The following is a 23,962-nucleotide window of genomic DNA, read 5'->3' on the forward strand; positions in this document are numbered from 1 at the left end:
GGACCGGACAGCACCGTCCCACTCGCCGCGACAGAGCCTTCAGAGTACCGCCACCGGATCGTCCGGGCGGTGCCATCCGGCGGCGCGCGGGTCCGCCAGGATCTCACCCGCCACCCGGGACATTACCGTAATATCGGACTACCGTCACCCAGCGCCACCAGCGAGGGCTGCCCGGGTCCCGCGGGCGATCTCCAGGTCCTCGCGTGCCTCGATCACGAGCGTGCGCACGGCGGCCCCCGGCACGCCGATCTCGCGCTCCGTGCCACCAGATAGGCCCGTACCGCCCGGCAGACCCGTACCACCGGCCCGGGCCGGATCGTTACGCTCGGGATCCACCGCCACGCCCAGGTAGCCGAGTCCGGCCGCGGCCCCGGCCCGCACGGAGGCGGAGTTCTCCCCGACGCCGCCGGTGAACACCAGGGCGTCCAGCCCGCCCAGCGCGGCGGTCATCGCGGCGATCCCGGCACGCAGCCGGTGCAGGTAGACCGCCAGCGCCAGCGCGGCGGCCGGCTCACCCGCGGCGGCGCCGGACTCGACATCCCGCATGTCCGCCGTCCCCGCGAGCGCACGCAGCCCCGCCGAGGTGAACAGGCGATCGGTGAGCTCGTGCGCGCTCAGTCCCGCCTCCGTCTGCAGCCACAGCAGCGCGCCGGGATCCACGGTGCCGGACCGGGTGGCCATCACCAGGCCCTCCAGCGGGGTGAAGCCCATCGTGGTGTCCACCCCCACCCCGTCGAGAACGGCGGCGAGCGACGCGCCCGAGCCGAGATGACAGGTCACGATGCGCCGCCCCCCGGTGAGCGCGGCCGCCCGCCGGGAGACGTGGGCGTGGGACAGGCCGTGGAAGCCGTACCGGCGGATGCCGTACCGCTCCCGCCACTCGGCCGGGATGGCGTAGGTGATGGCCTCCGCCGGCATCCGGCTGTGGAACGCCGTATCGAAACAAGCGACCTGCGCCACCTCGGGCACGGCCGCCCCGACCTCGTCGAGGGCGGCAAGCGCCGCAGGCTGGTGCAGGGGGGCGAGGGCGGTCAGCCTCCGCAGCCGCTCGACCACGGCCCGGTCGACGACCACGGGGGCGGCGAAATCCGTCCCGCCGTGCACGATGCGGTGCCCGACCGCCCCCGGCTGGCCACCCTCGTGGGTGAGCTCGCGCAACGCGGCGATGACCCCGACCGGGTCCACCCGACCGGCTGGCGCGGTGAGATCGCGCGCGGCGAGCAGGACGTCGTCCGGGCCGATCAGCCGCAGCTTGAGGCTGGCCGATCCGGCGTTGACCACCAGGACGTTCATCGCGACGGGGCGGGGCTCGGTAGGGGCGAGGCTCAGTAGGGCCAAGTCCAGTTCCGGATCTCCGGGACGTCCTCGCCGTGGTCCCGGGTGTAGGTCCGGGCCGCGAGCCGCGCGTCGATCATCTGCTGCCGGACGTGCGCGGCGCGGGCGCCCAGACTCGGTACCCGATCGATGACGTCCGCCACCAGGTGGAACCGGTCGAGGTTGTTCAGCATGACCATGTCGAACGGGGTGGTGGTCGTCCCCTCCTCGATGTAGCCACGGACATGCAGGTTGTGATGGTTGTGCCGCCGGTAGGTCAGCCGGTGGATCAGCCAGGGATAGCCGTGGTAGGCGAAGATGACCGGCCGGTCGGTGGTGAACAGCGCATCGAAGCGGGCGTGCGAGATGCCGTGCGGATGTTCCGCCTCGTCCTGCAGGGACATCAGGTCGACGACGTTGACGACGCGCACCTTCAGGTCGGGGAAGTACTGGCGCAGGAGGTCCACCGCGGCGAGGGTCTCCAGGGTCGGGATGTCCCCGGCACAGGCCATCACCACATCCGGCAGCCCGTCGCCGGGCGCGTCGTGGTCGTTGCTGGCCCAGTCCCAGATGCCCAGGCCACGGGTGCAGTGGGCGATCGCAGCCGGCATCGACAGGTAGTTCAACGCCGGCTGCTTGCCGGCCACGATCACGTTGATGTAGTGCCGGCTGCGCAGGCAGTGGTTGCCGACGGAGAGCAGGGTGTTCGCGTCCGGGGGCAGGTACACCCGGACGACCTCGGCCTTCTTGTTCACGACGTGGTCAATGAATCCGGGGTCCTGATGGGAGAAGCCGTTGTGGTCCTGCCGCCACACGTGGCTGGTCAACAGGTAGTTCAACGATGCGATCGGGCGCCGCCACGGGATGTGCCGGGTGGTCTTCAGCCATTTCGCGTGCTGATTGACCATCGAGTCGACGATGTGGATGAACGCCTCGTAGCAGGAGAAGAACCCGTGCCGGCCGGTGAGCAGATAGCCCTCCAGCCAGCCCTGGCACAGATGCTCGGAAAGCACCTCCATGACCCGACCGTCCACGGCCAGGTGCTCGTCCGTCGGTTCCGTCCCGGCGTTCCAGACGCGGTCGGTCACCTCGAAGAGCGCACCCAGCCGATTGGAGGCGGTCTCGTCCGGGCCCATCACCCGGAAGGTGCTCGGATTGGCGGCCACCACGTCCCGCAGGAACGCGCCCAGGATCCGGGTCGGCTCGGCGAGGGTGGTCCCGGGGGCGGTGACGTCGACCGCGTAGTCACGGAAGTCGGGAAGAGTCAGATCACGCAGCAGCTCGCCCCCGTTGGCATGCGGGTTCGCACTCATCCGCCGGGGACCGCGGGGGGCGAGCGCGGCGAGTTCGGGCCGCGGGGCGCCGCCGGCATCGAAGAGCTCCTCCGGCCGGTAGGAGCGCAGCCACGCCTCCAGCTGGGCCAAGTGCCCGGGGTTGTCGTGCAACTGCGCGACGGGCACCTGGTGGGACCGCCACGTGCCCTCGACCGGCAGGCCGTCAACAGTGGCCGGCCCGGTCCACCCCTTGGGGGTCCGCAGCACGATCATCGGCCAGGTGGGGCGCTCGGTGTGGCCGTGGCGGCGGGCCCGGTCCTGGATCTCGTGGATCTCGTCGACGGCGGCGTCCAGGACGCCCGCCATCCGCTGGTGCACCGCGGCCGGGTCGTCCCCGGCCACGAAGTACGGATGGTACCCGTAGCCACGCAGGAGCGCGGTCAGCTCCTGCTCGGGGATGCGGGCCAGGATCGTCGGATTGGCGATCTTGTAGCCGTTGAGGTGCAGGACCGGCAGCACCGCGCCGTCGCGACCCGGGTCGAGGAACTTGTTGGAGTGCCAGCTCGCCGCGAGCGGGCCCGTCTCGGCCTCCCCGTCCCCCACGACGGCGCAGACCACCAGGTCGGGATTGTCGAAGGCCGCGCCGTAGGCGTGGGTCAGCACGTAACCGAGCTCGCCGCCCTCATGAATGGACCCGGGAATCTCCGGCGCGACGTGGCTGGGAATTCCGCCGGGGAAGGAAAACTGCCGGAACAGCCGCCGCATCCCCGCCACATCCCGGCCGATCGAGGGGTAGACCTCGCTGTAGGTACCTTCCAGGTAGGCGTTCGCCACGATGCCGGGACCGCCGTGACCCGGACCGATGATGTAGATGGCGTTCAGGTCCTTTGCCCGGATCACGCGGTTCAAATGGGCGTAGATGAGGTTCAGGCCGGGAGTCGTGCCCCAGTGCCCGAGCAGGCGCGGTTTGACGTGCTCCGGACGCAGCGGCTCGGCGAGCAGGGGATTGTCGAGCAGGTAGATCTGTCCGACGGACAGATAGTTCGCCGCTCGCCAGTAGGCGTGGATGAGGTCAAGCTCCACCGGGGACAACGGCCCCGCGGCCGGATCCGCCCCGCTCCGCTCGGCGTCGACGACGCTCGTCATCGGCTGTACTCTTTCTCCCAGTAAATCAATAGACGGCCGGCGGCGGGAAGGTCCGGCGCTCAGCCCTCCCCCACCAGCGGGCTGGAGGCGACCTCGGTGCCGTCATCCAGCGTCGAGATCCGGAAGTCGGCGAACACGTTGGGCGCCACCCGGAGCAGTTCCCGCAGGACGGCGACGGCAAGCCCGCGAATCTCCACGTCGGCATGCTCACTCGCCCGCATCCCGATGAAGTGCCGCCACGCCCGGTAGTTCCCGGTGACCACGATCCGGGTCTCGGTCGCGTTCATCAGCACCGACCGGGCCGCCTGGCGCGCCTGCTTGCGCCGTGAGACAGGCGCGGAAACGTCGGCGAACCGCTTCTCCAGACCTTCCAACAGGCGCCCGTAGGCCTCCAGCGAGGCCGCTGCGGCCTGTTGGAACAGGGCGTGCAGCTCCGGATCGGCCGCGATGACCTCCGGTTCCACCACGGCGGCGTCCCGCTCGGGGACGTAGCGCTGGGAGAGCTGGCTGTAGGAGAAGTGCCGGTGCCGGACCAGCTCATGGGTGAGGCTGCGCGACACCCCGGTGAGATAGAGCGATACGGTCCCGTGCTCGAGCACGGACAGATGCCCGACGTCGAGAATGTGCCGTAGGTAGCCGGCGTTGGTCGCGGTCGCCGGATTCGGCTTGTTCCAGCTCTGGTAGCAGGCCCGCCCGGCGAACTCGGCGAGGGCCTGACCGCCGTCGGCGTCGGTGCTCCAGGCCACGTCGTCCGGGGGGATGAACTCGGTCTTGGCGATCACCTGGACCCGAAGCCGCACGGACGTCGGTTCGGGCGTCGGCTGCGACACTGCCACCTCCATCATCTGGACGCGGGACCCGTTGCCCGGTCGCTGGCGGACTCCGCCCACGATAGACGGCGCCCATCCGCCGGGGCGCGGGGACCTCACCCGGCTGCGGCATGCACCCGGACGCCAGGCCTGCAATCACCCGACCGGGCCAGCAATCGCCCAACCGGGATCGTGTCGGCATCCACTTACCCGTCCGGTCACCCGATCGACGCGCGGGGATTGGCAGTCACGACCCGCGTGGTACACCGGAGGTGGACGCCTCGTCAGTCCCCAGCGACGAGGAGTCGCAGTGCCCGCCCTCACGGCGTGGCATGGCGCGGCCGGGGATCTCCGCCCCCGTCAATCCCCGGCCGCCCGGCCACGTCACGACGGACAGCCTCCCGGCGATGGCGCGGCGGCACGCCCGCCGCGCGCATCGGACCGCGGGCTGCGCACGACCCCCGGGCCCGCCGGTCAGCCCGCGGACGGGGTCCAGGTCGCCGGGTCCGCTGCGGACTGGTCCCCGGTGGCCATGTTCTTCACCTCGTGCGCCCGGCCATCGTCGAAGGGCGGGAACCAGACGAATCCGATGCCCTTGCGGGAGGCGTAGCGGACCTGCCTGGCCACCTTGTCCGGCTGGTGGTAGGTCTCCACCCGCAGCCCCCGGGTGCGCAGCTCGGCGGCCGTCGCGAGGGCGGCGGCGCGGCGCGGCGCGGCGGGGATCACGACTAGCACGTCGGCGGGGCTGGACGGCCCGGTGGTGAGCAGGCCCTCGGCCAGTAGCTTGGCGAAGATGCGGGTGAGGCCGATCGAGATCCCGACGCCGGGGAGGTTGCGGCGGATGAAGGAGCCGGCAAGGTTGTCGTACCGTCCCCCCGAGCAGATGCTGCCGAAGTCCGGCCAGCCGACGAACTTCGCCTCGTAGACGGTCCCGGTGTAGTAGTCGAGACCGCGGGCGATCGAGAGGTCCGCGACCACGTCGCCGGCGGGCAGGTCGGCGAGATCGCCGAGAACCGCGGCGAGCTCGTCGAGCCCCTCGGAGAGCAGGTCCGATTTCACCCCGAGCCGGCGTACCTCCTCGACGACGCCGGGATCGCAGCCCCGAATGCCCGTGAGCTCCAGGCAGGCGCGCACCCGGTCCGGGTCGAGCCCGACCGCGGTGGTCAGCAGCCCCTCCACCCCCGCGAGGCCGATCTTGTCGAGCTTGTCGGCGACCCGGATGACGGCCAGCGGATCGCCGATGCCCAGGCCCTCGTAGAAGCCCTGGAGCACCTTGCGATTGTTGATGTTGAGGGTCCAGGGCGGAACGCCGAGGGTGCCCAGGACCTCGTGCACGATGCGGGGAAGTTCCGTGTCGAAGTGCAGGGGCACCTGATCAACGTTGATCACGTCGATGTCGCACTGGGTGAACTCGCGGAAGCGGCCCTCCTGGGGACGCTCCCCCCGCCACACCCGCTGGATCTGGTAGCGCTTGAACGGGAACACGAGGTCGTTGAAGTGGGCGGCCACGTACCGCGCGAAAGGCACTGTGAGGTCGAAGTGCAGGCCGAGGCGGGCGCTGTCGTCGTCGGCGTCGGCCTGCAGGCGGCGTAGCGTGTAGACCTCCTGGGAGGTCTCCCCCTTCGCGGTCAGCACCTCGAGCGCCTCGACCGAGGGGGTCTCTACCGAGCAGAAGCCGTACCGCTCGAACGTCGCCCGGATGGTGTCGAGCCAGCGCTGCTCGACGAGACGGACCTCGGGCAGCCACTCGGGAAATCCGCTCACGGGCAGGGGACGGACGATCGGCGCGTCACTCATCGCCGCGGAATCTCCTCATCATCTCGAACGGACGGGCACCTGCCGCCCCGGGCACGGTCAACCGCGAAGCCGGGTGGCAGTCACCGATGTCGAGCGAGGAGACGCATGAGCAGCAGCCTATCGCGTGGGGCTCGTTGACCTCACAGCCGGAGAGCGATTCCACGGCGGGGATGGGGCCCGTTCCACCGGGCCCCATCCCGTCGATCACACCGGGTGCCCCGCGCGCGCCTCGACCTCCGCGAGCCGCGCACCCGTCTCGCCGCACTGCTCGACCGGCGCCGGCGGCGCTCCGTCCCCCCGGTGCCGCTGCTCCGGCAACGAGCTCGGGATGACGCCGGTCGGCCGGCCGGGGGCCAGGTAGACCCATCCGGCCTGGCGCCACTGGTCGGCGTCGAGCGCGTGCCGGGCGTCCACCACGACCTTGCGCCGGACCACGGCCCCGAGCCGGGCCGGGTCCAGGTCGGCGAACTGGCGCCACTCGGTGAGCAGGACCAGCGCGTCGGCCCCCTCGACCACGGCCTCGACGGAGTCGCTGTAGGCGAGGCCGGGCCGGGCCTGCCGGGCGTTGCGCGTCGCGACCGGATCCACGACCGTCACCCCGGCGCCGGTCTCGGCCAGTAGCCCCGCGACCGCGAGCGCCGGGGAGTCCCGCACGTCGTCGGAGTTGGGCTTGAACGCGGCGCCCAGCACGACGAGGCGCCGGCCGACCAGCGTGCCGTCGAGGGCTGCGGTGACCAGGTCCACCACACGGTCCCGGCGACGATTGTTGATCTCGTCGATCTCACGCAGGAAACGCAGCGCCGCACCGACCCCGAGCTCGTCTGCGCGGGCCTGGAAGGCCCGGATGTCCTTGGGTAGGCAGCCGCCCCCGAACCCCACCCCCGGACGCAGGAAGTTCCCGCCGATGCGCACGTCGTGGGACAGCGCCTCGGCCAGCGTCAGGACATCGGCATCGACCGCCTCGCACACCTCCGCCATCGCGTTGATGAAGGAGATCTTCGTCGCGAGAAAGGAGTTGGCCGCCGTCTTCACCAGCTCGGCCGTCGCGTAGTCGGTCACGATGACCGGCACCCCCTGGGCGATCACCGGCGCGAAAGCAGCCCGCAGCGCTCCCTCCGCAGCCGGGGAGGCGACACCGAAGACGAGCCGGTCCGGTCGCAGGGTGTCGGCCACCGCGAAGCCCTCCCGGAGGAACTCCGGGTTCCAGGCCAGCTGGACGCCGGCGAGATCGCTGGAGATGTCGGCAGCGGGCTCGTCCACCTCGTCATGGCCCAACCCGTCATGGCCCACCTCGACGCGGCCCACCTCGACGCGGCCCAACCCGCCGGCCCCCGCCGCGCCGGGCGCCGTCTCGCCCGCGACCGGGCGGTTCGCCGGGGCGAGCTGCGCGATCGTCCGGGCGAGCCCCGCAGCCGTGCCGGCCGGCACCGTCGACTTGCCGACCACGAGGCACGGCCGGGTCAGCAGCGGCGCGAGGCGCTCGATGGCGGCGTGCAGGTGGCTCAGGTCCGCCCCGTAACCGTCGGCACGCTGGGGGGTGCCCACACAGACGAAGTGCACGTCGCCGAACTCGGCAATCTCCTCGAAGGAGGTGGTGAAACGCAGCCGTCCGGTCCGGAGGTTCGCGCGCAGGAGGTCGACGAGGTCGGGCTCGAAGAACGGGATCTCCCCCGCGGACAACCGCTCGATCTTCGAATGGTCGACGTCCACGGCGAGCACCTCGAAGCCAAGCTCCGCCATGCACACCGCGTGGGTGGCCCCCAGGTACCCGGTGCCGATGACGGTCAGGCGTGGACGAGGCCCGGTTCCGGGCGCCGCCGCATCATCAAGGCTGTCCGACGAGCTCATCAGGCTCCTCCTCATCGTCGTACCCCCCTGGATTGAGACGCTGAAACTCCCAGGCGTCCCGGCACATGTCCGCGACATCCCGGCGGGCTGACCAGCCGAGTGCCGTACGGGCGAGCGCCGCGTCGGCGACCAGGGCGGCGACGTCCCCCGGCCGCCTCGCCACGACGCGACTGGGGAGATCACGAGCGCAGGCCGCGGAGAAGGCCGCGAGCAGTTCCCGCACGGAGGTGCCAGCGCCGGTCCCAAGGTTGATGACCCGATGTCCCGCCTGGTCATCGAGATGATCGAGAGCGAGTCGATGGCCCTCCGCCAGGTCGACCACGTGGATGTAGTCGCGTACGCCCGTGCCGTCGGGCGTGGGGTAGTCGTCGCCGAAGATGGACAGCTCCGGGCGCCGGGCGACCGCCACCTGGGCCAGGTAGGGCATGACGTTGTTCGGCACCCCACGGGGATCCTCGCCGAGCAGGCCCGACTCGTGCGCCCCGGCGGGGTTGAAGTATCGCAGGGACGTCACGTGCCAGGACGGATCCCGGGCGCAGAGGTCGGCGAGGATCTGCTCGCACATCCATTTGGTGCGCGCGTAGGGATTGGTCGGGCGGGCCGGCGTGTCCTCGGCGATCGGCACCTTGTCCGCCGCTCCGTAGATTGCGCACGAGGACGAGAAGACCAGCCGGCGCACGCCGTGCTCCGCCATCACGCGGACCAGACCCAACGTCGCGTTGACGTTCGTGTCGTAGTACTCCAGCGGGATGTCGACCGACTCGCCGACGGCTTTGAGAGCGGCGAAGTGAACAACGGAATCGATCTTCCATCGGCGGAACACGTCACCGAGCGCCGCCCGGTCACGGACATCGAGCCGCACGAAGTCGATGTCGCCGTCCACCACCTTACGCAGCCTGTCCAGCACCCGCGGTGAGCTGTTGACGAAGTTGTCCACTCCCACCACCCGATGACCCGCGGCGAGCAGGTCCACCCAGGTATGGGAGCCGATGAACCCCGTCGCCCCGGTCACCAGGACCGTCTCGGCTCGACTCGTCGACGTCATAGCTCGGTTATCCACTTCTTCGGTGATCAACTGAAACAACTCGTCACCGGTGCTCCACACCGGCCCGGAACAACCGATCCCGGCAGCAGGATCAACCCGACAGCGGCTAGGATCGACACCACGGCCACGCCCGTCGCCGGTGCCCTTCGGCTGGACCGCGCGGTCCCGACCGTTCGGGCAGCGAACACCGCGATGGGCACGGGCACACCCGGGGCGACGGACATCAGGCACAGCAGAACATAACCCCCAGGTCGGTGCATCACCGACCTGATAGCGGCCGCGGCGATCCCGGGGACGACGGCGATCCCGGTGAACCAGGCGATCGGCGCGAGCAGGAGCCCCGGTCCGGTCACAGCGCCAGCGTCGGGTAGTGCACCGCCGGTGGCAAGAACCGCGCGCACGGCACCCGGGACCGGCGGCTCACGTCCCGGAAGAAGATGTCCAGGAGGTGGCGTGGCCACGGGAACTCTCGGGTCACCATTGCCGCGGACCTCCCGGGCCCGTCGCCGTTCGCCCACGCATCGGCGGCGAAGGCCCCGCCTCGGCCTGAGCGCGCACAGCAGGTAGGTGACGCTGACATCCTCGGCGGGTTGCGGACCAATGCCACCGATCCCACGTAACGCGGCGGTGCACACGGCATGGCGCCGGCCATCGCGAACCCTCCCCCGCAAACAGAAAGTCACGTTCCCCGCGCGGCCACGTTCCCGGAAAGCCACGTCCCCGGAAAGCTCGGTGGCCGGGCGGGACACCTGTGACGCCGGTCAAGCGACCTGACGGCTCTCCGCGAGCTGGCCGGCGAACCAGGAGATCGTCCGGGTGAGCCCGTCGTGCAGGCTCGTCTTCGGTTCCCAGCCCAGGAGGGTCCGGGCGAGGGTGATGTCGGGTTGACGCACCGAGGGGTCGTCCTGGGGCCGCGGGACGAAGGTGATCGGCGCCGTCGATCCGCACCGGTCACGGACGAGCACCGCGGTGTCGAGGATCGACATCTCGTGCGGGTTCCCAATGTTCACGGGCCCGGGCAGGTCCGAGTGCAGAAGTCGGACGATGCCGTCGATCAGGTCGTCGACGTAACAGATGGACCGGGTCTGGGTTCCGTCACCGGCGACCGTGATGGGCTCGCCCCGCAGCGCCTGGGAGATGAAGGCGGGAATGGCGCGACCGTCGTCGACCCGCATCCGCGGGCCGTAGGTGTTGAAGATCCGGACAATACCGGTGTCGACACCGTGTTTGCGCCGATAGGCCATGGTCACTGCCTCGGAGAAGCGCTTGGCCTCGTCGTACACACTGCGCGGGCCGACCGGGTTCACGTTGCCCCAGTAGCCTTCCGGCTGGGGATTGACCTGTGGATCGCCGTAGGACTCCGAGGTCGAGGCGAGCAGGAACCGAGCATTCTTCTGCCGCGCCAGGCCAAGGGCGTGGAAGGTACCGAGCGAGCCGACCTTGAGCGTTTCGATCGGCAGCTCGTAGTAATCCACCGGAGATGCCGGGGACGCAAAGTGCAACACGGCGTCGACCGGACCGGAAACATAAATGAAATCATTCACATCCCGGTTGACCAGGCGGAAACGTGGGTCGGCGAGCAGATGCTCCACATTCTCCGGCCTGCCGGTGAGGAAGTTGTCGAAACAGATGACCTCGTAGCCGCCGTCCAGTAGGCGTTCACAGAGATGACTGCCCAGAAAACCGGCGCCGCCGGTCACTATCGCACGCACGTCGTGTGCTCCCGGATCTGGAATACAGAGGACCCCGGAGAGTGCCCGTCGATCGCTGTCCGGAGTCCGGCGACGACGGGCGTCCTCCCTTGAGCCATGCGAAGGAGGCGGCGCATCCGATCAGATCGCGCCGCGAGGCCAGGTTGGAGGATCGGGGGAAACGGACATCAAATGATCGGAGACTCAGAGGATCAGTAGCTGCTCACCCGCCGGAGCACTCAGCATGGACACTGCCGGACCGATCTCGAATGGCCGCAGGACACGAACACCGCACTACCCCCCAGTAGTCTGATGGCCGACAACGCCGACCCTCTGCGGCATCGTACACAGGCCATCGACGCGTTAAGTACGCGGCCCGGCTCAGTCTCCCTCCTAGCCACGTCGATACGATATAACCACCTGTCACCGATGGCGCCCGACTCCCTACGGGAGATGTCAATGGCCGTCCCGGAGCCGCCTGCATTGGATGAGCAATTCACCGCCAGGGGACGGGGCACGGTCACCCGCGGGAGTGCCGCTCGAGGACGATCGCGTGACGCATCGCGGCGCGTCCCCGGCGGGTGTCCCCGGCATCTCCATAGGAGACCGCGAGCCGGTACCAGCGACGCCATTCACCCGGCGCCGCCTCGACCTCCGCCCGACGCTGGGCGAACGCGGCGTCGGCCGAGGCGCGGTCGATCCGGCCCGACGGCCGGCGCACGAGAACCGGCTCGTCGGCACGGGCGCCGGGGTTGAAGCCGCGGGCGGTGCCGGACTCGACGTCAGCCGTCGCATCCGCGGCTACGTCGAACATCCGGGCAAGCCGCTCGGTGTCGCGGCCGAAACGCAGCTCACGCAGGATGACGACGGCGCCGATCATCGGAAGCAGCACGACACCGAGACCGAGTCCACGGGCCGCCCAGCGATCGTCGCCGAGCAACTGGATTCCCCGCCACCCGATCAGCCCGAGGTAGAAGCCACACGCCGCGACAAGCACGGCCACCAGCCAGCGGGCCCTCACCTGGACGCCCCACCGGATGCCGACGCCACCGGGCCGTCCGGATCCAGCCGGATCCGCGCCCCGGGTGCCGCCAAGGTCGCCACGACCGGCATCCGCCGCTTGACCAGGGAGCACACGTCGTCGGGGCGCGCCCGGGCCAGGCAGCTGAACGTCGTACCAAGATCGATACAAAAGACGCTACGGGTACCCGCCGGGAAACGACGGTCAACGTGTCCGACCACATCCGGAAACCTATCTTTCGCGGCCCGTGGTGGCAGCAGGCACCTGCCCCAAGATGCCCGCGGCGCTAGCCCAGGTCGAGCAGCGACTCCAGACCGACCGTGAGTCCCGGTCGCTCGCCGACCTTCCGCACGCTCAGCAGCACCCCCGGCATGAACGAGGTGCGGTCGTAGGAATCGTGCCGCAGGGTGAGGGTCTCCCCCGCGCCCCCGAGCAGGACCTCCTGATGCGCGACGAGCCCGGCGAGGCGGACGGCATGCACCGGCACGCCGTCGACCCGGGCGCCACGGGCACCGTCGAGGGCGGCGGTTGTCGCGTCCGGGCCGGCCACCGGCAACCCGGCGGTGGTACGCGCCGCGGCGACCAGCTGCGCGGTACGCCGGGCGGTGCCGCTCGGCGCGTCGGCCTTGCCGGGATGGTGCAACTCGATGATCTCCACCGAGTCGAAGAACCGGGCGGCCCGGGCGGCGAACGTCATCATCAGCACGGCGGCTACCCCGAAGTTCGGCGCGACGAGCACCCCGACCCCCGGTGCCGCGGCCAGCCAGCCACGCAGGGTCGCGAGCCGCGGCTCGTCGAAGCCGGTGGTGCCGACGACGACGTGCTTGCCGGCCTGGACGCACCAGCGGAGGTTGTCCATCACCGCGTCGGGAGTGGTGAAGTCGACGACGACGTCGGCCGCGGCGAGCGCACCACGGTCATCGCCGGTGCCGAGGGCCGCGACCAGCGCCAGGTCGGCGGCGGCCTCGACGGCGGCACACACCGTCGACCCCATCCGTCCCCGTGCACCGAGCACCCCCACTGCTGTCCCGGCTACCGGGACAGCGCCGGCTACCGGGACAGCGCCGGCTACCGGGACAGCGCCGGTTACCGGGCGGGACTCGGAGTCGGACATCGGTGAACCTCGCGGGATGAGAGTCGCTAACGGGCGACGGCAGCGCTGAAGTCGTGGTCGTCGAAGGGTCCGATGACGCCCAGGGCCCAGGACTGGTCCAGCAGCTCCCGCGCGATCGCGGTGACATCGTCGAGGGTGACCGCGTCCACCCGGGCGATGATCTCGTCGACCGACAGGACCTCACCGTGGACGAGCTCGCTCTTGCCGAGGCGGCTCATCCGGGATCCGGTGTCCTCCAAGCCGAGGATCATCGAGCCGCGGTTCTGCCCACGGGCCCGGTCGAGTTCCTCCGCACTGATCCCGTGCTCGGCGATCTGACGTACCTGCTCACGGGCGAGCTCGAGGACCATGTCGGCACGCTTGGGGGCGCATCCGGCATAGACGCCGAACAGGCCCGCGTCGGCGAAGTGGGAGGCGAACGAGCCCACCGAGTACGCCAGCCCCCGCTTCTCCCGGATCTCCTGGAACAGCCGCGAGCTCATCCCACCGCCCAGCGCCGTCGACAGCACGCCGAGCGTGTAACGGCGCGGATCGTGCCGGGACAGTCCCCTGGTGCCGAGCACGAGATGCGCCTGCTCGGTCGGCCGGTCGGTCACGACGATGCCGGGCGGCGGCGGGTAGTCGTACGATCCGCCACGCACCTCGAACGGCTCGGCGCTCACCGTCAGACGGTCGGCGAACGCCTCGGCGACCAGCGCCAGCGCCCGGTCGTGCGCCAGGTTGCCGGCGATGGAGACCACCATCGCCGGCGGGACGTACCGGGAGCGGTAGTAGTCCGCGATGGTCTCCCGGCCCAGCCCCTCGATCGACTCGGTCGTCCCGAGCACCGGGCGGCCGAGTACCGACGACCCGAGCATCGCCGCCGCGAATACGTCATGGACGAGGTCACCCGGGTCGTCCTCGTACATGGCGATCTCCTCCAGGATCACGCCACGCTCGGCCTCGACGTCGTCGGCCGTCACCAGCGAGTTGGTGACCATGTCGGCGATGACGTCGACGGCCATCGCGAGATCGGAGTCGAGCACCCGCACGTAGTAGCAGGTGTACTCCTTGCCGGTGAAGGCGTTGATGTCCCCGCCGACCGCCTCGACCGACGCGCTGATAGTCAACGCGTCCCGGCTGGGCGTGCCCTTGAACAGCAGGTGCTCCAGGTAGTGGGAGCATCCGGCGGTCACCGGCGTCTCGTCGCGCGAGCCCACCGCGACCCAGACGCCGATCGCGACCGAGCGCACCCCGGGGACCCGCTCGGTGATGACCCGCAGACCGCCGGGGAGCACGGTGCGGCGCGCCGTGCCGTCCAGCAACGATTCGCCACCGACCCCGCCAGCAGCGAGCAGGTGCGCGGCCCGGGCGCCGGGAACCGGCTTGTTCCGCGGCGCGCCGGCGGTCCCCGCTGAGCAGGTCAGGTCGGGCGTGGGAGTGTCGGACACGACGGGCCGTCAGGAGGCGGCGGCCGCCGCGTCGGCGGCTTCGGCACTCGGGGACAGGCTGATCTTCCCGCGGCTGTCGATCTCGGTGATCTCGACCTGAAGCTTCTGACCCACCGTCAGGACGTCCTCCACCTTCTCTACCCGCTTACCGCCGGAGAGTGTCTTGAGCTTGCTGACGTGGAGCAGACCGTCCCGGCCCGGGGTGAGCGAGACGAAGGCCCCAAAATTGGTGATCTTCACAATCGTCCCCAGATAACGCTCGCCGACCTCGGGCATCTGCGGGTTGGCGATCGCGTTGATCGCCGACCGGGCGGACTCCGCCGACGGACCGTCCACCGCGCCGATGTAGATCGTCCCGTCGTCCTCGACGGTGATCTCGGCACCACTGTCCGCCTGGATCTGGTTGATCATCTTACCCTTGGGCCCGATGACCTCCCCGATCTTGTCCACCGGGATCTTGACGGAGATGACCCGCGGGGCGTGAGCGGACATCTCGTCCGGGCTGCCGATGGCCTCGGCCATCACGTCGAGGATCGCGAGCCGCGCCCCGCGCGCCTGCTGGAGCGCCGCGGCGAGGACCGAGGCCGGGATACCGTCGAGCTTGGTGTCGAGCTGGAGCGCGGTGACGAAGTCCCGGGTGCCGGCGACCTTGAAGTCCATGTCCCCGTAGGCGTCCTCGGCCCCGAGGATGTCGGTCAGGGTGACGTAGGAGTCGTCGGCGTGGATGAGGCCCATCGCGATCCCGGCGACCGGCGCCTTGAGCGGTACCCCGGCGTTGAGCAGCGACAGGGTGCTCGCGCACACCGAGCCCATGCTCGTTGACCCGTTCGAGCCCAGCGCCTCGGATACCTGCCGGATCGCGTAGGGGAACTCCTCGCGGCTGGGCAGCACCGGGAGCAGGGCCCGCTCGGCGAGTGCCCCGTGGCCGATCTCCCGGCGCTTCGGCGAACCGACGCGGCCGGTCTCGCCGGTGGAGTACGGCGGGAAGTTGTAGTTGTGCATGTACCGCTTGGTGCGGTCGGGGTTGAGCGTGTCGACCGTCTGCTCCATGCGCAGCATGGCCAAGGTCGTGACGCCGAGGATCTGCGTCTCGCCCCGCTCGAACAGTGCCGAGCCGTGTACCCGCGGGATGTAGTCGACCTCGGCCGACAGCGCGCGGATCTCGGTTGTCGAGCGACCGTCGATGCGCACGCTCTCGGTCACGATGCGGGAGCGGACGAGCTTCTTGGTCAGCGCCCGGTAGGCGGCGCCGATCTCTTTCTCTCGCCCCTCGAACTGGGAGGCCACCTTCTCGGCCGCGAGCTGGCGGACCCGGTCGAGCTCGTTCTCGCGCTCAGCCTTGCCGGGGATGCGCAGCGCGGCGGACAGCTCGTCGCCGATTGCCGCGGACAGCGCGTCCAGCACGTCGTCGTGATAGTCGATGAAGACGGGGAACTCCCGGGCAGGCTTCGCGGCGAGCGCGGCCAGCTCGCTCTGGGCCCGGCAGAGCTCACGGATGGCGGGCTTCGCCGCCTCGAGGCCTGCGGCCACGACCTCCTCGGTGGGAGCCGGCGCGCCGTGCGCGAGCAGCTCGACCGTGCCCGGGGTCGCCTCGGCCTCCACCATCATGATCGCGACGTCCGAGCCGTCCTCGATCACCCGACCGGCCACGACCATGTCGAAGGTCGCCCGAGCGAGCTCCGCATGGGTCGGGAAGGCGATCCACTCGCCGTCGACGAACCCGACCCGGGTCGCACCGATCGGCCCGGTGAAGGGCAGGCCGGACAGCGTCGTCGACGCGCTGGCCGCGTTGATGGCGACCACGTCGTAAAGGGTGTCGGGATCCAGGGCGAGCACGGTGGCCACGACCTGGATCTCGTTGCGCAGCCCCTTGGCGAACGACGGCCGCAGCGGCCGGTCGATGAGCCGGCAGGTGAGGATCGCGTCCTCGCTGGGGCGGCCCTCCCGCCGGAAGAACGAACCGGGGATGCGCCCGGCCGCGTACATCCGCTCCTCGACATCCACCGTCAGCGGGAAGAAGTCGAGCTGTTCCTTGGGCTGCTTGCTGACCGTCGTCGCCGAGAGCACCATCGTGTCGCCCAGGTAGGCGACGGCGGAGCCGGCGGCCTGCTTGGCGAGACGCCCGGTCTCGAACCGGACCGTCCGGTCTCCGGCCGGGGTCGCGATGACCGCTTCGGCCGCATGTGTCGAGTCGTCCACTCGAACCACTCCATCCTCTTCCTCGGCCGGATCCACGCGGCCGAGCCTCTTCTACGGCCGGGTCCACGCCAACGAGGATGCCGGTGCTCAGTCGAAGTCCCCGGGTCCGGTGCCCGTACCCATCCCGGCGACCACGACCGAGGACCGGCGGCTCGCACCACCACGGACCCGGCCAGGTCCTCCACACCGCCGAGCGGACGACTCCGCCGACGGCTCGACGCATTCGGTACCTACCCCCGATGCGTCAGAGGGAGCGTCCCAGCCGGGCCGCTCCCTCTTCGCGCTACCGCCGTAGCCCGAGTCGCTCGATCAGAGCGCGGTATCGGTTGATATCCGTCTTCGCCAGGTAGTTCAGCAGCCGTCGGCGACGGCCGACGAGTAGCAGCAGACCGCGGCGGCTGTGGTGATCGTGCTTATGCACCTTGAGATGCTCGGTCAGGTCACTGATCCGACGGGTCAGCATCGCGACCTGCACCTCGGGCGAGCCCGTGTCCCGCTCGACGGTGGCGTAATCGGACATGATCTTCTGCTTGACGTCGCTCGCGAGCGGCACGCTCCACCTTCTCCTTCTGTTTCGGGACGGCGCACGTCCGGGGTCTTCCCCACCCGGATCGATCACCGGACCTCGGCACCATCGCCGTCCGGTCCGGACACACCGCACCCGCCTGACCGGGAAGCCTATCAACCCGAGGAGAGCCGCTCGGCCACCGGCGGAGTTCAGCCGAGTTCAGACGAGCAGGGTTGCCGCGCGGGTGGCCTCCACATCCGCGGCCATCTGGGTGACGAGCTCGGCCACCGAGTCGAAGCGCAGGGTCGGACGCAGCCGATGAGTGAACTCGTAGGCCATGTACTCGCCGTAGAGATCCTCGTCGAAGTCCAGGAGAAACGCTTCGACGCGCCGGTCGCGTCCCTCGAACGTCGGATTCGTACCGATCGAGATGGCGGCGGGCTGGCGGCGGCCGGACCAGCAGGCGAAGCCCGCGTACACGCCGTCCGCCGGAACGGCGGCCCACGGCGTCACCTGGATGTTCGCCGTAGGATAGCCGATGGTGCGGCCACGCGCGTCGCCGTGCACGACGACACCCTCGACCCGATGCGGCCGGTCCAGCCCGGCCGCCGCGGCCGCCACGTCGCCCTCGGCCACCCGGGCACGGATCGCCGTCGAGGAGAGCACCTGCTCGCCGGAGCGGACGAGACGGACCCCGTCAACCTCGAATCCCTCCCGGGCGCCCGCCTCCGACAGCGTCGCGAGCCTCCCGGCGGCCCGGTGACCGTAGGTGAAGTTCTCCCCCACCACGACCACGCTCGCCCGCAGCCGCTCGACCAGTATCCCGTGCACGAAGTCAGCCGGGGAGACCCGACTGAACTCCAGCGTGAACGGCTCGACGCAGAGCGCGTCCACCCCGGTCCCGGCCAACAGTTCGGCCTTGAAACGCAGCGTCGTGAGCAGGGCGGGATGGCTGCCGGGTCGCAGCACCTCGCCGGGATGCGGGTCGAAGGTCAACACCAGCGAACGCTCACCGCGTTCCCGCGCCAGCCGGACCGCCCGGCCGATGATCTGCCGGTGTCCGAGGTGCACCCCGTCGAAGAAGCCAATCGTGACGACCCCGCCCCGCCACTGGACAGGCGTGTTCTCCGCCCCTCGCCACGTTTGCACGTGCGAAGCCTAGGACATTCTCGTGGGGCGCCGTCGGGCCACCGAACCCCGGCCGGGGCCGCCGGACTGGGCCGGGGCGAAGACGACGAGCGACCGGACCGCATGCTCGATCTCCTCGACCAGGGCCAGCACGGTCCCGTCGGGACCGAAGACGCCGTACGTACCCGGCCGTCCTACCGGGGGCAACCGTCGGCCATGGGACACGTCCGCTGCCGCCTCCGCCGTCACGTCGCGGCGCAGGAAGCCGGCCGCGACCGCGTCGGTCAGCGACGTGACCGCCCGCGGCCCCAGCTCGGCGAACGTGTCGAGAGTCACTGCGCCCGCCAGATCGAAGGGACCAACGGCGGTGCGCCGCAGGGCGGTCAGATGCGCCCCGCAGTCCAACGCCGCCCCGAGATCACGGGCGAGCGCCCGCACGTATGTTCCGCTGGAGCAACCGACCGTGACCTCCAGATCGGTTCCGGCCGGGTCCACCGCCCCGTCGCCCGCAGCCCGCCGCGCCAGCAGGTCGAAGCGGTGGACCGTCACCCGGCGTGGGGCGAGATCGACCACCTCGCCGGCCCGGACCCTGGCGTACGCGCGTACCCCGCCCACCTTGACCGCGCTCACGCTGGCAGGAACCTGGTCGAGCACCCCGGTAAGGGCCGCCATGGCCCGCGTGAGCCGGTCGGCGTCGACGTCCACCGGACGGTCCTCGACCGGCGCGCCCTCGGCGTCGTCGGTCGTGGTAGTCCGGCCGAGCCGGATCGTGGCATCGTACACCTTGTCGGTGAGGGCGAGATGTCCGAGCAGGCGGGTTCCCCGGCCGGCTCCCAGCACCAGCACGCCCGTCGCCATCGGATCGAGGGTGCCCGCGTGGCCGATCCGACGCTGCCCGAGAATGCGCCGCGCCCTGGCGACGACATCGTGCGACGTCCAGCCGGCTGGCTTGTCCACGACGACGAGCCCGTCGACCTGTGGCCCGGGGCTGGGACCGGATCCCCGGCGGGATGCGGCTCCCCCCGGCCGCGCGGGTCCCCGGGTGGATCCCCCCCGGGTGTTCACCGCGGGCTCCGGACCGCGTTCCTCGGGCCACCCGGGCCGCACGGATTCTCCCGCGTCCCCGGGCCCCCCAGGCGCGGAGCCCGCGCCAGCGCGTCCCGAAGCACGTCCATCAACTCGTCGGGCGTCGTCCCGCAGGAGAATCCGGCGGCGAAGCGATGGCCGCCACCACCGAGAGCCGTACAGACCGCGCCGACGTCAACGTCCCCCTTGGAACGGACCGAGACCTTCCAGACGTCACCATCCTGCTTGCAGACAAGGGCGACCTCTGCCTCCGACACGGTGCGCACCGTGTCGATGAGCCCCTCGATCTCGTCGTACTCCAGTCCCGCGGCGCGCAGATCGGCCTGGCTGCACCAGGACCAGACGAGGTCGTACTCGGGCTCCAGCCGGACGCGGCCGAGAACCTCCCCGAGTAGCTTGAGATAGCCGAAGCGGTGGGTGTCCCACAGGGCACGGCTGATCAGGTCGGGACGGATGCCCGTGGCCACCAGCCGGGCGGCCAGTTGGTGCACCGCCGGTGTCGTCGCGGCGAAACGGAACGATCCCGTGTCGGTTGCCAGACCGGTGTAGATCGCTGTCGCGATGTCCCGGTCGAGCCGCACGCCCAGGGCATCGACGAGGTCGATGACCATGGCGCTGGTCGAGGCCGCCTCGGGGTCGACCAGATTGAGATCGCCGAACCGGGTGTTGGAGGCATGGTGGTCGACGACCAGGACCCGGCAACCGGCCGTGGTGCTGGCGAGCCTGCCCAGCCGGGGCCGGCTGCCGGCGTCCAGGGTCACCACGAGACCCGGCCTGCCGGTGACGGCCTCGGGGGCCACCAACAGATCCTGACCGGCGAGGAAGCGAAGCACCCGGGGAACGACGAAGGGATCCGCGTCGAAGGACACCCGCGGCCTTCCGCCCAGCGACCGCAGCGCGAGCCCCAGCGCCAACGCCGATCCGAGACTGTCCCCGTCGGGGTTCACGTGGGCGATCAGCAGGATGTCGTCACCGGCGTCGATCGCGCCGGTCAGTGCGGTCACCGCGGCCTGGAAATCACCGGTCGGACCGGCACCGTCCGGGCGGGAGCGGTTGACCGACGCCGCCGGCGGGTCCGCGAGATCGGTCGCATCGCTCATCGTCAGTTCCCATCGCCGCTGTCTCGTCCCATCGCAGCTGTCTCGTGCCTGTCACCGCGGTGTCCCGGGCCCGTACCCCGTCATCCCTCCTGCCGGGCCGTCCCGCCGTACTCGTCCACCTCGCCCAGCTCATCCGGCTCGCCCAGCTCATCCGGCTCGCCGGCGGCGGAGCGCGGCCGGCGGTAGGGATCGTCGTCGCCCGCCGGGCGAGCATCCCGACGGACCTCGGCCAGATACGCGTCGCGTTCCCGGGCAACGCTGATCAGCTTCTCCAGATGCTGGGCGTCGTCGGGAAGCCGGTCATGAACGAAGGTGAGCGTCGGGGTCACCTTCACCCCCGTGGCCCGGCCGACCTGGCTGCGCAGCAGCCCCCGGGCGGATTCGAGCGCCTGGGCCGACGCCTGCCGCGCCGTCTCATCGCCGTAGACGGTGTAGAAGACCGTCGCGTCGACCAGATCCGGCGTCAGCCGCACATCCGTGACGGTCACCATGCCGAGTCGAGGATCCTTGACGCCACGCTCCAGCGTGGACGCCACGACCTCGCGGATACGCACGGCCAGCCGCCGTGCCCGGGCCGGATCAGCCACCGTCCACCTCCTTGCTCGCCGGTCCCGCCGGCGGCACGCTCACCGCGGCAGATGCACCGGGTGCATGCGGTTCACCGGGTGCATGCGGTTCGTCGTCCGCGTCGTCCGCCGAAAAGTAGCGCGCCCGCGCGGCGAGCACCTCGACGTCCGGTCGCTGGGCCACCAGCTGCTCGCAGGAACAGAGGACCTCGACGCAGTGCGCCCGGTCCGCGGCGACGACCGCCATCCCGATCTCGGCTCGCCGGTACAGATCATGATGGCCGGTCTCGGCCACGCTGAGGGCGAAACGGCGACGCAGCTCCGCCACGATCGGCCGCACCACCGACCGTTTCTCCTTCAACGAGTGCACGTCACCGAGCAGCAGATCAAGGCTGAGGGTTCCGATCCACATGGTCGTCTCCCGCCGCCGGGCACACACCACCGGTGACGATCGGGCAGACAGCTCGATCGTCACCGGCCGCGGACGTGCTCAGGCGCGGGGAACCTCCCGTTGCTCGAACGTCTCGATCACGTCATCGATCTTGATGTCGTTGAACGACCCGAGACCGATACCGCACTCGTAGCCCTCGCGGACCTCCGTCGCGTCGTCCTTGAAACGCTTGAGCGACTCGACCGTGAGGTTGTCGGCCACGACGACGCCGTCGCGGATGAGCCTGGCCTTGGTGTTCCGCCGGATGACGCCGGAACGGACCAGAGAGCCGGCCACGTTGCCGATCCGCGGCACGCGGAAGACCTCGCGGACCTCGGCGGTACCGAGCTGCGCTTCCTCGTAGACGGGCTTGAGCATGCCCTTCAGGGCGTTCTCGATGTCCTCGATAGCCTGGTAGATCACCGAGTAGTACCGGACCTCGACGCCCTCACGGTCGGCCAGCTCCGTCGCCTTGCCCTGCGGCCGGACGTTGAAGCCGATGATGATCGCGTCGGACGCCGACGCCAGCATCACGTTGGTCTCAGTGATCGCGCCGACCCCACGGTCGATGATCCGCAGACCGACCTCGTCACCGACATCGATCTTGAGCAAGGCGTCCTCGAGCGCCTCGACCGAACCGGACACATCGCCCTTGAGGATGAGGTTGAGCTGGGTCTTCTCGCCCTCCTTCATCCGCTCGAGGATCGTCTCCAGCGTCGGACGGCCCCGGCTCAGCGCCAGCTCCGCGTTACGCTCGCGGGCCTGACGCCGTTCGGCGATCTGACGGGCCACCCGGTCCTCGGGCACCACCAGGAAGTTGTCACCCGCGTCGGGAACGCTGGTGAACCCCAGGACCTGGACGGGCCGGGCCGGGCCCGCCTCGACCACCTGACCACCGTGTTCGTCGAGCATCGCCCGAACCCGACCGAACGCCTCGCCGGCGACGACCGAGTCACCGACCCTCAGCGTGCCGCGCTGGACCAGCACGGTCGCCACCGGACCCCGGCCCCGGTCGAGCCGACCTTCGATGGCGACACCCTGCGCCTCGACCTCGGTCGGAGCCCGCAGGTCCAGGGATGCGTCGGCGGTCAGGACGATCGCCTCGAGCAGGCCGTCGATGTTCGTCCGGTTGCGGGCGGAGACGTCGACGAACATCGTGTCGCCGCCGTACTCCTCCGCCACCAGGCCGTACTCGGTGAGCTGACCCCGCACCTTGGCCGGGTCGGCGCCCTCCTTGTCGACCTTGTTGACCGCCACCACGACCGGGACGCCGGCCGCCTGGGCGTGGTTCAGTGCCTCGATGGTCTGCGGCTTCACCCCGTCGTCGGCGGCCACGACCAGGACCACGATGTCCGTCACCTGCGCACCGCGGGCCCGCATGGCCGTGAAGGTCTCGTGGCCCGGAGTGTCGATGAAGGTGATCGGACGCTCGTCGCCGTCGACCTTGGCCCGCACCTGGTAGGCACCGATGTGCTGGGTGATACCACCGGCCTCGCCCCCGACCACGTCGGTGGAGCGGATGGCGTCCAGCAGTTTCGTCTTACCATGATCGACGTGACCCATGACGGTCACGACCGGCGGCCGGGAGCTGAGCTCGACGTCGTCGCCGTACTCCCCGCCGAAAGAGAGGTCGAAGCTCTCGAGGAGCTCCTTGTCCTCGTCCTCCGGGCTGACGATCTGGACCTCGTAGCCGAGCGTGACACCCAACAGCTGCAGCGTCTCGTCGGTGCAGGACTGGGTCGCGGTCACCATCTCGCCGAGCTGGGTGAACACGACCTGGACCAGAGCGCCCGGGTTCGCGTCGATCTTGTCGGCGAAATCGGCCAGCGAGGCGCCACGGGGAAGCCGGATGGCCTGCCCGTTGCCGCGGGGCACCATCGCGCCCATGCGCGGTGCTTCGAGCCCGCTCTCCCATTCCTGCCGCTTCGCGCGCTTGGACTTGCGCTGGCGACCGGGGCGACCACGGCCACCGGGGCCGAAGGCGCCCGCCGTGGTCCCACCTCGGCCACGGCCGCCGGCCGCGGGACGACCGGGCGCACCGCCACCGCCGCCGCCACCACCGGGACGACCGGGCGCACCGCCACCGCCGCCACCACCAGCGGGACGACCGGGCGCGCCACCCCGCCCGGCGAATCCGCCGGGACGCGGACCGCCGCCACCGGGACGCGGACCGCCGCCACCGGGACGACCGGGCGCGCCACCACCGCCCGGGCGTCCGGGAGGGCCACCGGCGGGCCGAGGCTGGAACATGTTCGCGTTGGGGCGCGGCCCCCCGGTGCCACCTGGGCGGGGCGGCATGCCACCCCCTGCTCCGGACCGTGGACCGCCGGAACGTGGTGGCATCCCGCCGGGAGTGGGCCGTGGACCACCGGCACCGGTGCCACCGGGGCGCGGTCCACCCGGCCGGGGGGTACCTGGCCTGGGGGTGCCCGGCCGCGGGGCGCTGGGCCGGGGAG

Annotated in this window: 18 protein-coding genes; all 18 read right to left on the minus strand. The window is 70.6% G+C overall.

The features are described 5' to 3' along the window. Nucleotides 1-144: 144 nt before the first annotated feature. The 18 genes from AC08OO_RS00145 to infB all read right to left on the minus strand — a co-directional run bounded on the left by AC08OO_RS00145 (nt 145) and on the right by infB (nt 23,804). A complete protein-coding gene (locus AC08OO_RS00145) occupies nt 145-1,293 on the minus strand; it encodes an acetate/propionate family kinase (protein ID WP_476609151.1) in 1,149 nt (382 codons plus the stop codon). 32 nt (nt 1,294-1,325) lie between these two features. Next, nucleotides 1,326-3,734 (minus strand): phosphoketolase family protein, encoded by a 2,409-nt coding sequence (locus tag AC08OO_RS00150; RefSeq protein WP_476609125.1) that lies wholly within the window; start codon nt 3,732-3,734, stop codon nt 1,326-1,328. Nucleotides 3,735-3,793: 59 nt separating this feature from the next. Next, on the minus strand, nt 3,794-4,579 hold the full coding sequence (thyX, locus tag AC08OO_RS00155; RefSeq protein ID WP_476609126.1) for an FAD-dependent thymidylate synthase: 786 nt from the start codon (nt 4,577-4,579) through the stop codon (nt 3,794-3,796). 438 nt (nt 4,580-5,017) lie between these two features. Further along, nucleotides 5,018-6,340, minus strand: a complete 1,323-nt coding sequence (hisS, locus tag AC08OO_RS00160; protein WP_476609127.1) for a histidine--tRNA ligase — start codon at nt 6,338-6,340, stop codon at nt 5,018-5,020. 204 nt (nt 6,341-6,544) lie between these two features. Next, nucleotides 6,545-8,188, minus strand: coding sequence for a UDP-glucose dehydrogenase family protein (locus AC08OO_RS00165; RefSeq protein WP_476609128.1), 1,644 nt, complete (start codon nt 8,186-8,188; stop codon nt 6,545-6,547). After that, a complete protein-coding gene (galE, locus tag AC08OO_RS00170; RefSeq protein ID WP_476606083.1) occupies nt 8,166-9,233 on the minus strand; it encodes a UDP-glucose 4-epimerase GalE in 1,068 nt (355 codons plus the stop codon). The genes AC08OO_RS00165 and galE overlap by 23 nt, the downstream gene beginning before the upstream one ends. Nucleotides 9,234-9,994: 761 nt before the next feature. Then, nucleotides 9,995-10,945 (minus strand): UDP-glucuronic acid decarboxylase family protein, encoded by a 951-nt coding sequence (locus tag AC08OO_RS00175; RefSeq protein ID WP_476609130.1) that lies wholly within the window; start codon nt 10,943-10,945, stop codon nt 9,995-9,997. A gap of 499 nt (nt 10,946-11,444) precedes the next feature. Continuing rightward, a complete protein-coding gene (locus tag AC08OO_RS00180; protein WP_476606087.1) occupies nt 11,445-11,945 on the minus strand; it encodes a hypothetical protein in 501 nt (166 codons plus the stop codon). Nucleotides 11,946-12,231: 286 nt separating this feature from the next. Continuing rightward, complete coding sequence (dapB, locus tag AC08OO_RS00185) at nt 12,232-12,966, minus strand: 4-hydroxy-tetrahydrodipicolinate reductase (protein WP_476609152.1); 735 nt, start codon at nt 12,964-12,966, stop codon at nt 12,232-12,234. A gap of 119 nt (nt 12,967-13,085) precedes the next feature. Continuing rightward, nucleotides 13,086-14,489 (minus strand): M16 family metallopeptidase, encoded by a 1,404-nt coding sequence (locus tag AC08OO_RS00190; RefSeq protein WP_476606090.1) that lies wholly within the window; start codon nt 14,487-14,489, stop codon nt 13,086-13,088. 9 nt (nt 14,490-14,498) lie between these two features. Next, nucleotides 14,499-16,688 carry a polyribonucleotide nucleotidyltransferase gene (locus AC08OO_RS00195; RefSeq protein ID WP_011437931.1) on the minus strand — a complete coding sequence of 730 codons (2,190 nt, stop codon included), beginning with the start codon at nt 16,686-16,688 and terminating at the stop codon, nt 14,499-14,501. Between the two features lie 283 nt (nt 16,689-16,971). Beyond that, nucleotides 16,972-17,241 (minus strand): 30S ribosomal protein S15, encoded by a 270-nt coding sequence (gene rpsO, locus AC08OO_RS00200; RefSeq protein ID WP_011437932.1) that lies wholly within the window; start codon nt 17,239-17,241, stop codon nt 16,972-16,974. A gap of 174 nt (nt 17,242-17,415) precedes the next feature. Continuing rightward, entirely contained in the window at nt 17,416-18,345 is a 930-nt protein-coding gene (locus AC08OO_RS00205) for a bifunctional riboflavin kinase/FAD synthetase (protein WP_476606091.1), read from the minus strand. Between the two features lie 9 nt (nt 18,346-18,354). Continuing rightward, complete coding sequence (truB, locus tag AC08OO_RS00210) at nt 18,355-19,389, minus strand: tRNA pseudouridine(55) synthase TruB (RefSeq protein WP_476609131.1); 1,035 nt, start codon at nt 19,387-19,389, stop codon at nt 18,355-18,357. Then, the gene (locus tag AC08OO_RS00215) at nt 19,386-20,510 is read right to left on the minus strand and encodes a DHH family phosphoesterase (protein WP_476609132.1); all 1,125 of its coding nucleotides are present in this window, start codon (nt 20,508-20,510) and stop codon (nt 19,386-19,388) included. Before AC08OO_RS00215 ends, truB begins: the two co-directional genes overlap by 4 nt. A gap of 80 nt (nt 20,511-20,590) precedes the next feature. Continuing rightward, a complete protein-coding gene (gene rbfA, locus AC08OO_RS00220; protein ID WP_476609133.1) occupies nt 20,591-21,097 on the minus strand; it encodes a 30S ribosome-binding factor RbfA in 507 nt (168 codons plus the stop codon). Continuing rightward, nucleotides 21,090-21,488 (minus strand): DUF503 domain-containing protein, encoded by a 399-nt coding sequence (locus AC08OO_RS00225; protein ID WP_476609134.1) that lies wholly within the window; start codon nt 21,486-21,488, stop codon nt 21,090-21,092. Before AC08OO_RS00225 ends, rbfA begins: the two co-directional genes overlap by 8 nt. 78 nt (nt 21,489-21,566) lie before the next feature. Next, nucleotides 21,567-23,804 (minus strand): translation initiation factor IF-2, encoded by a 2,238-nt coding sequence (gene infB, locus AC08OO_RS00230; protein WP_476618121.1) that lies wholly within the window; start codon nt 23,802-23,804, stop codon nt 21,567-21,569. Between the last annotated feature and the right edge of the window lie 158 nt (nt 23,805-23,962).

This window comes from Frankia sp. CeCAU1 (genome assembly GCF_977971845.1).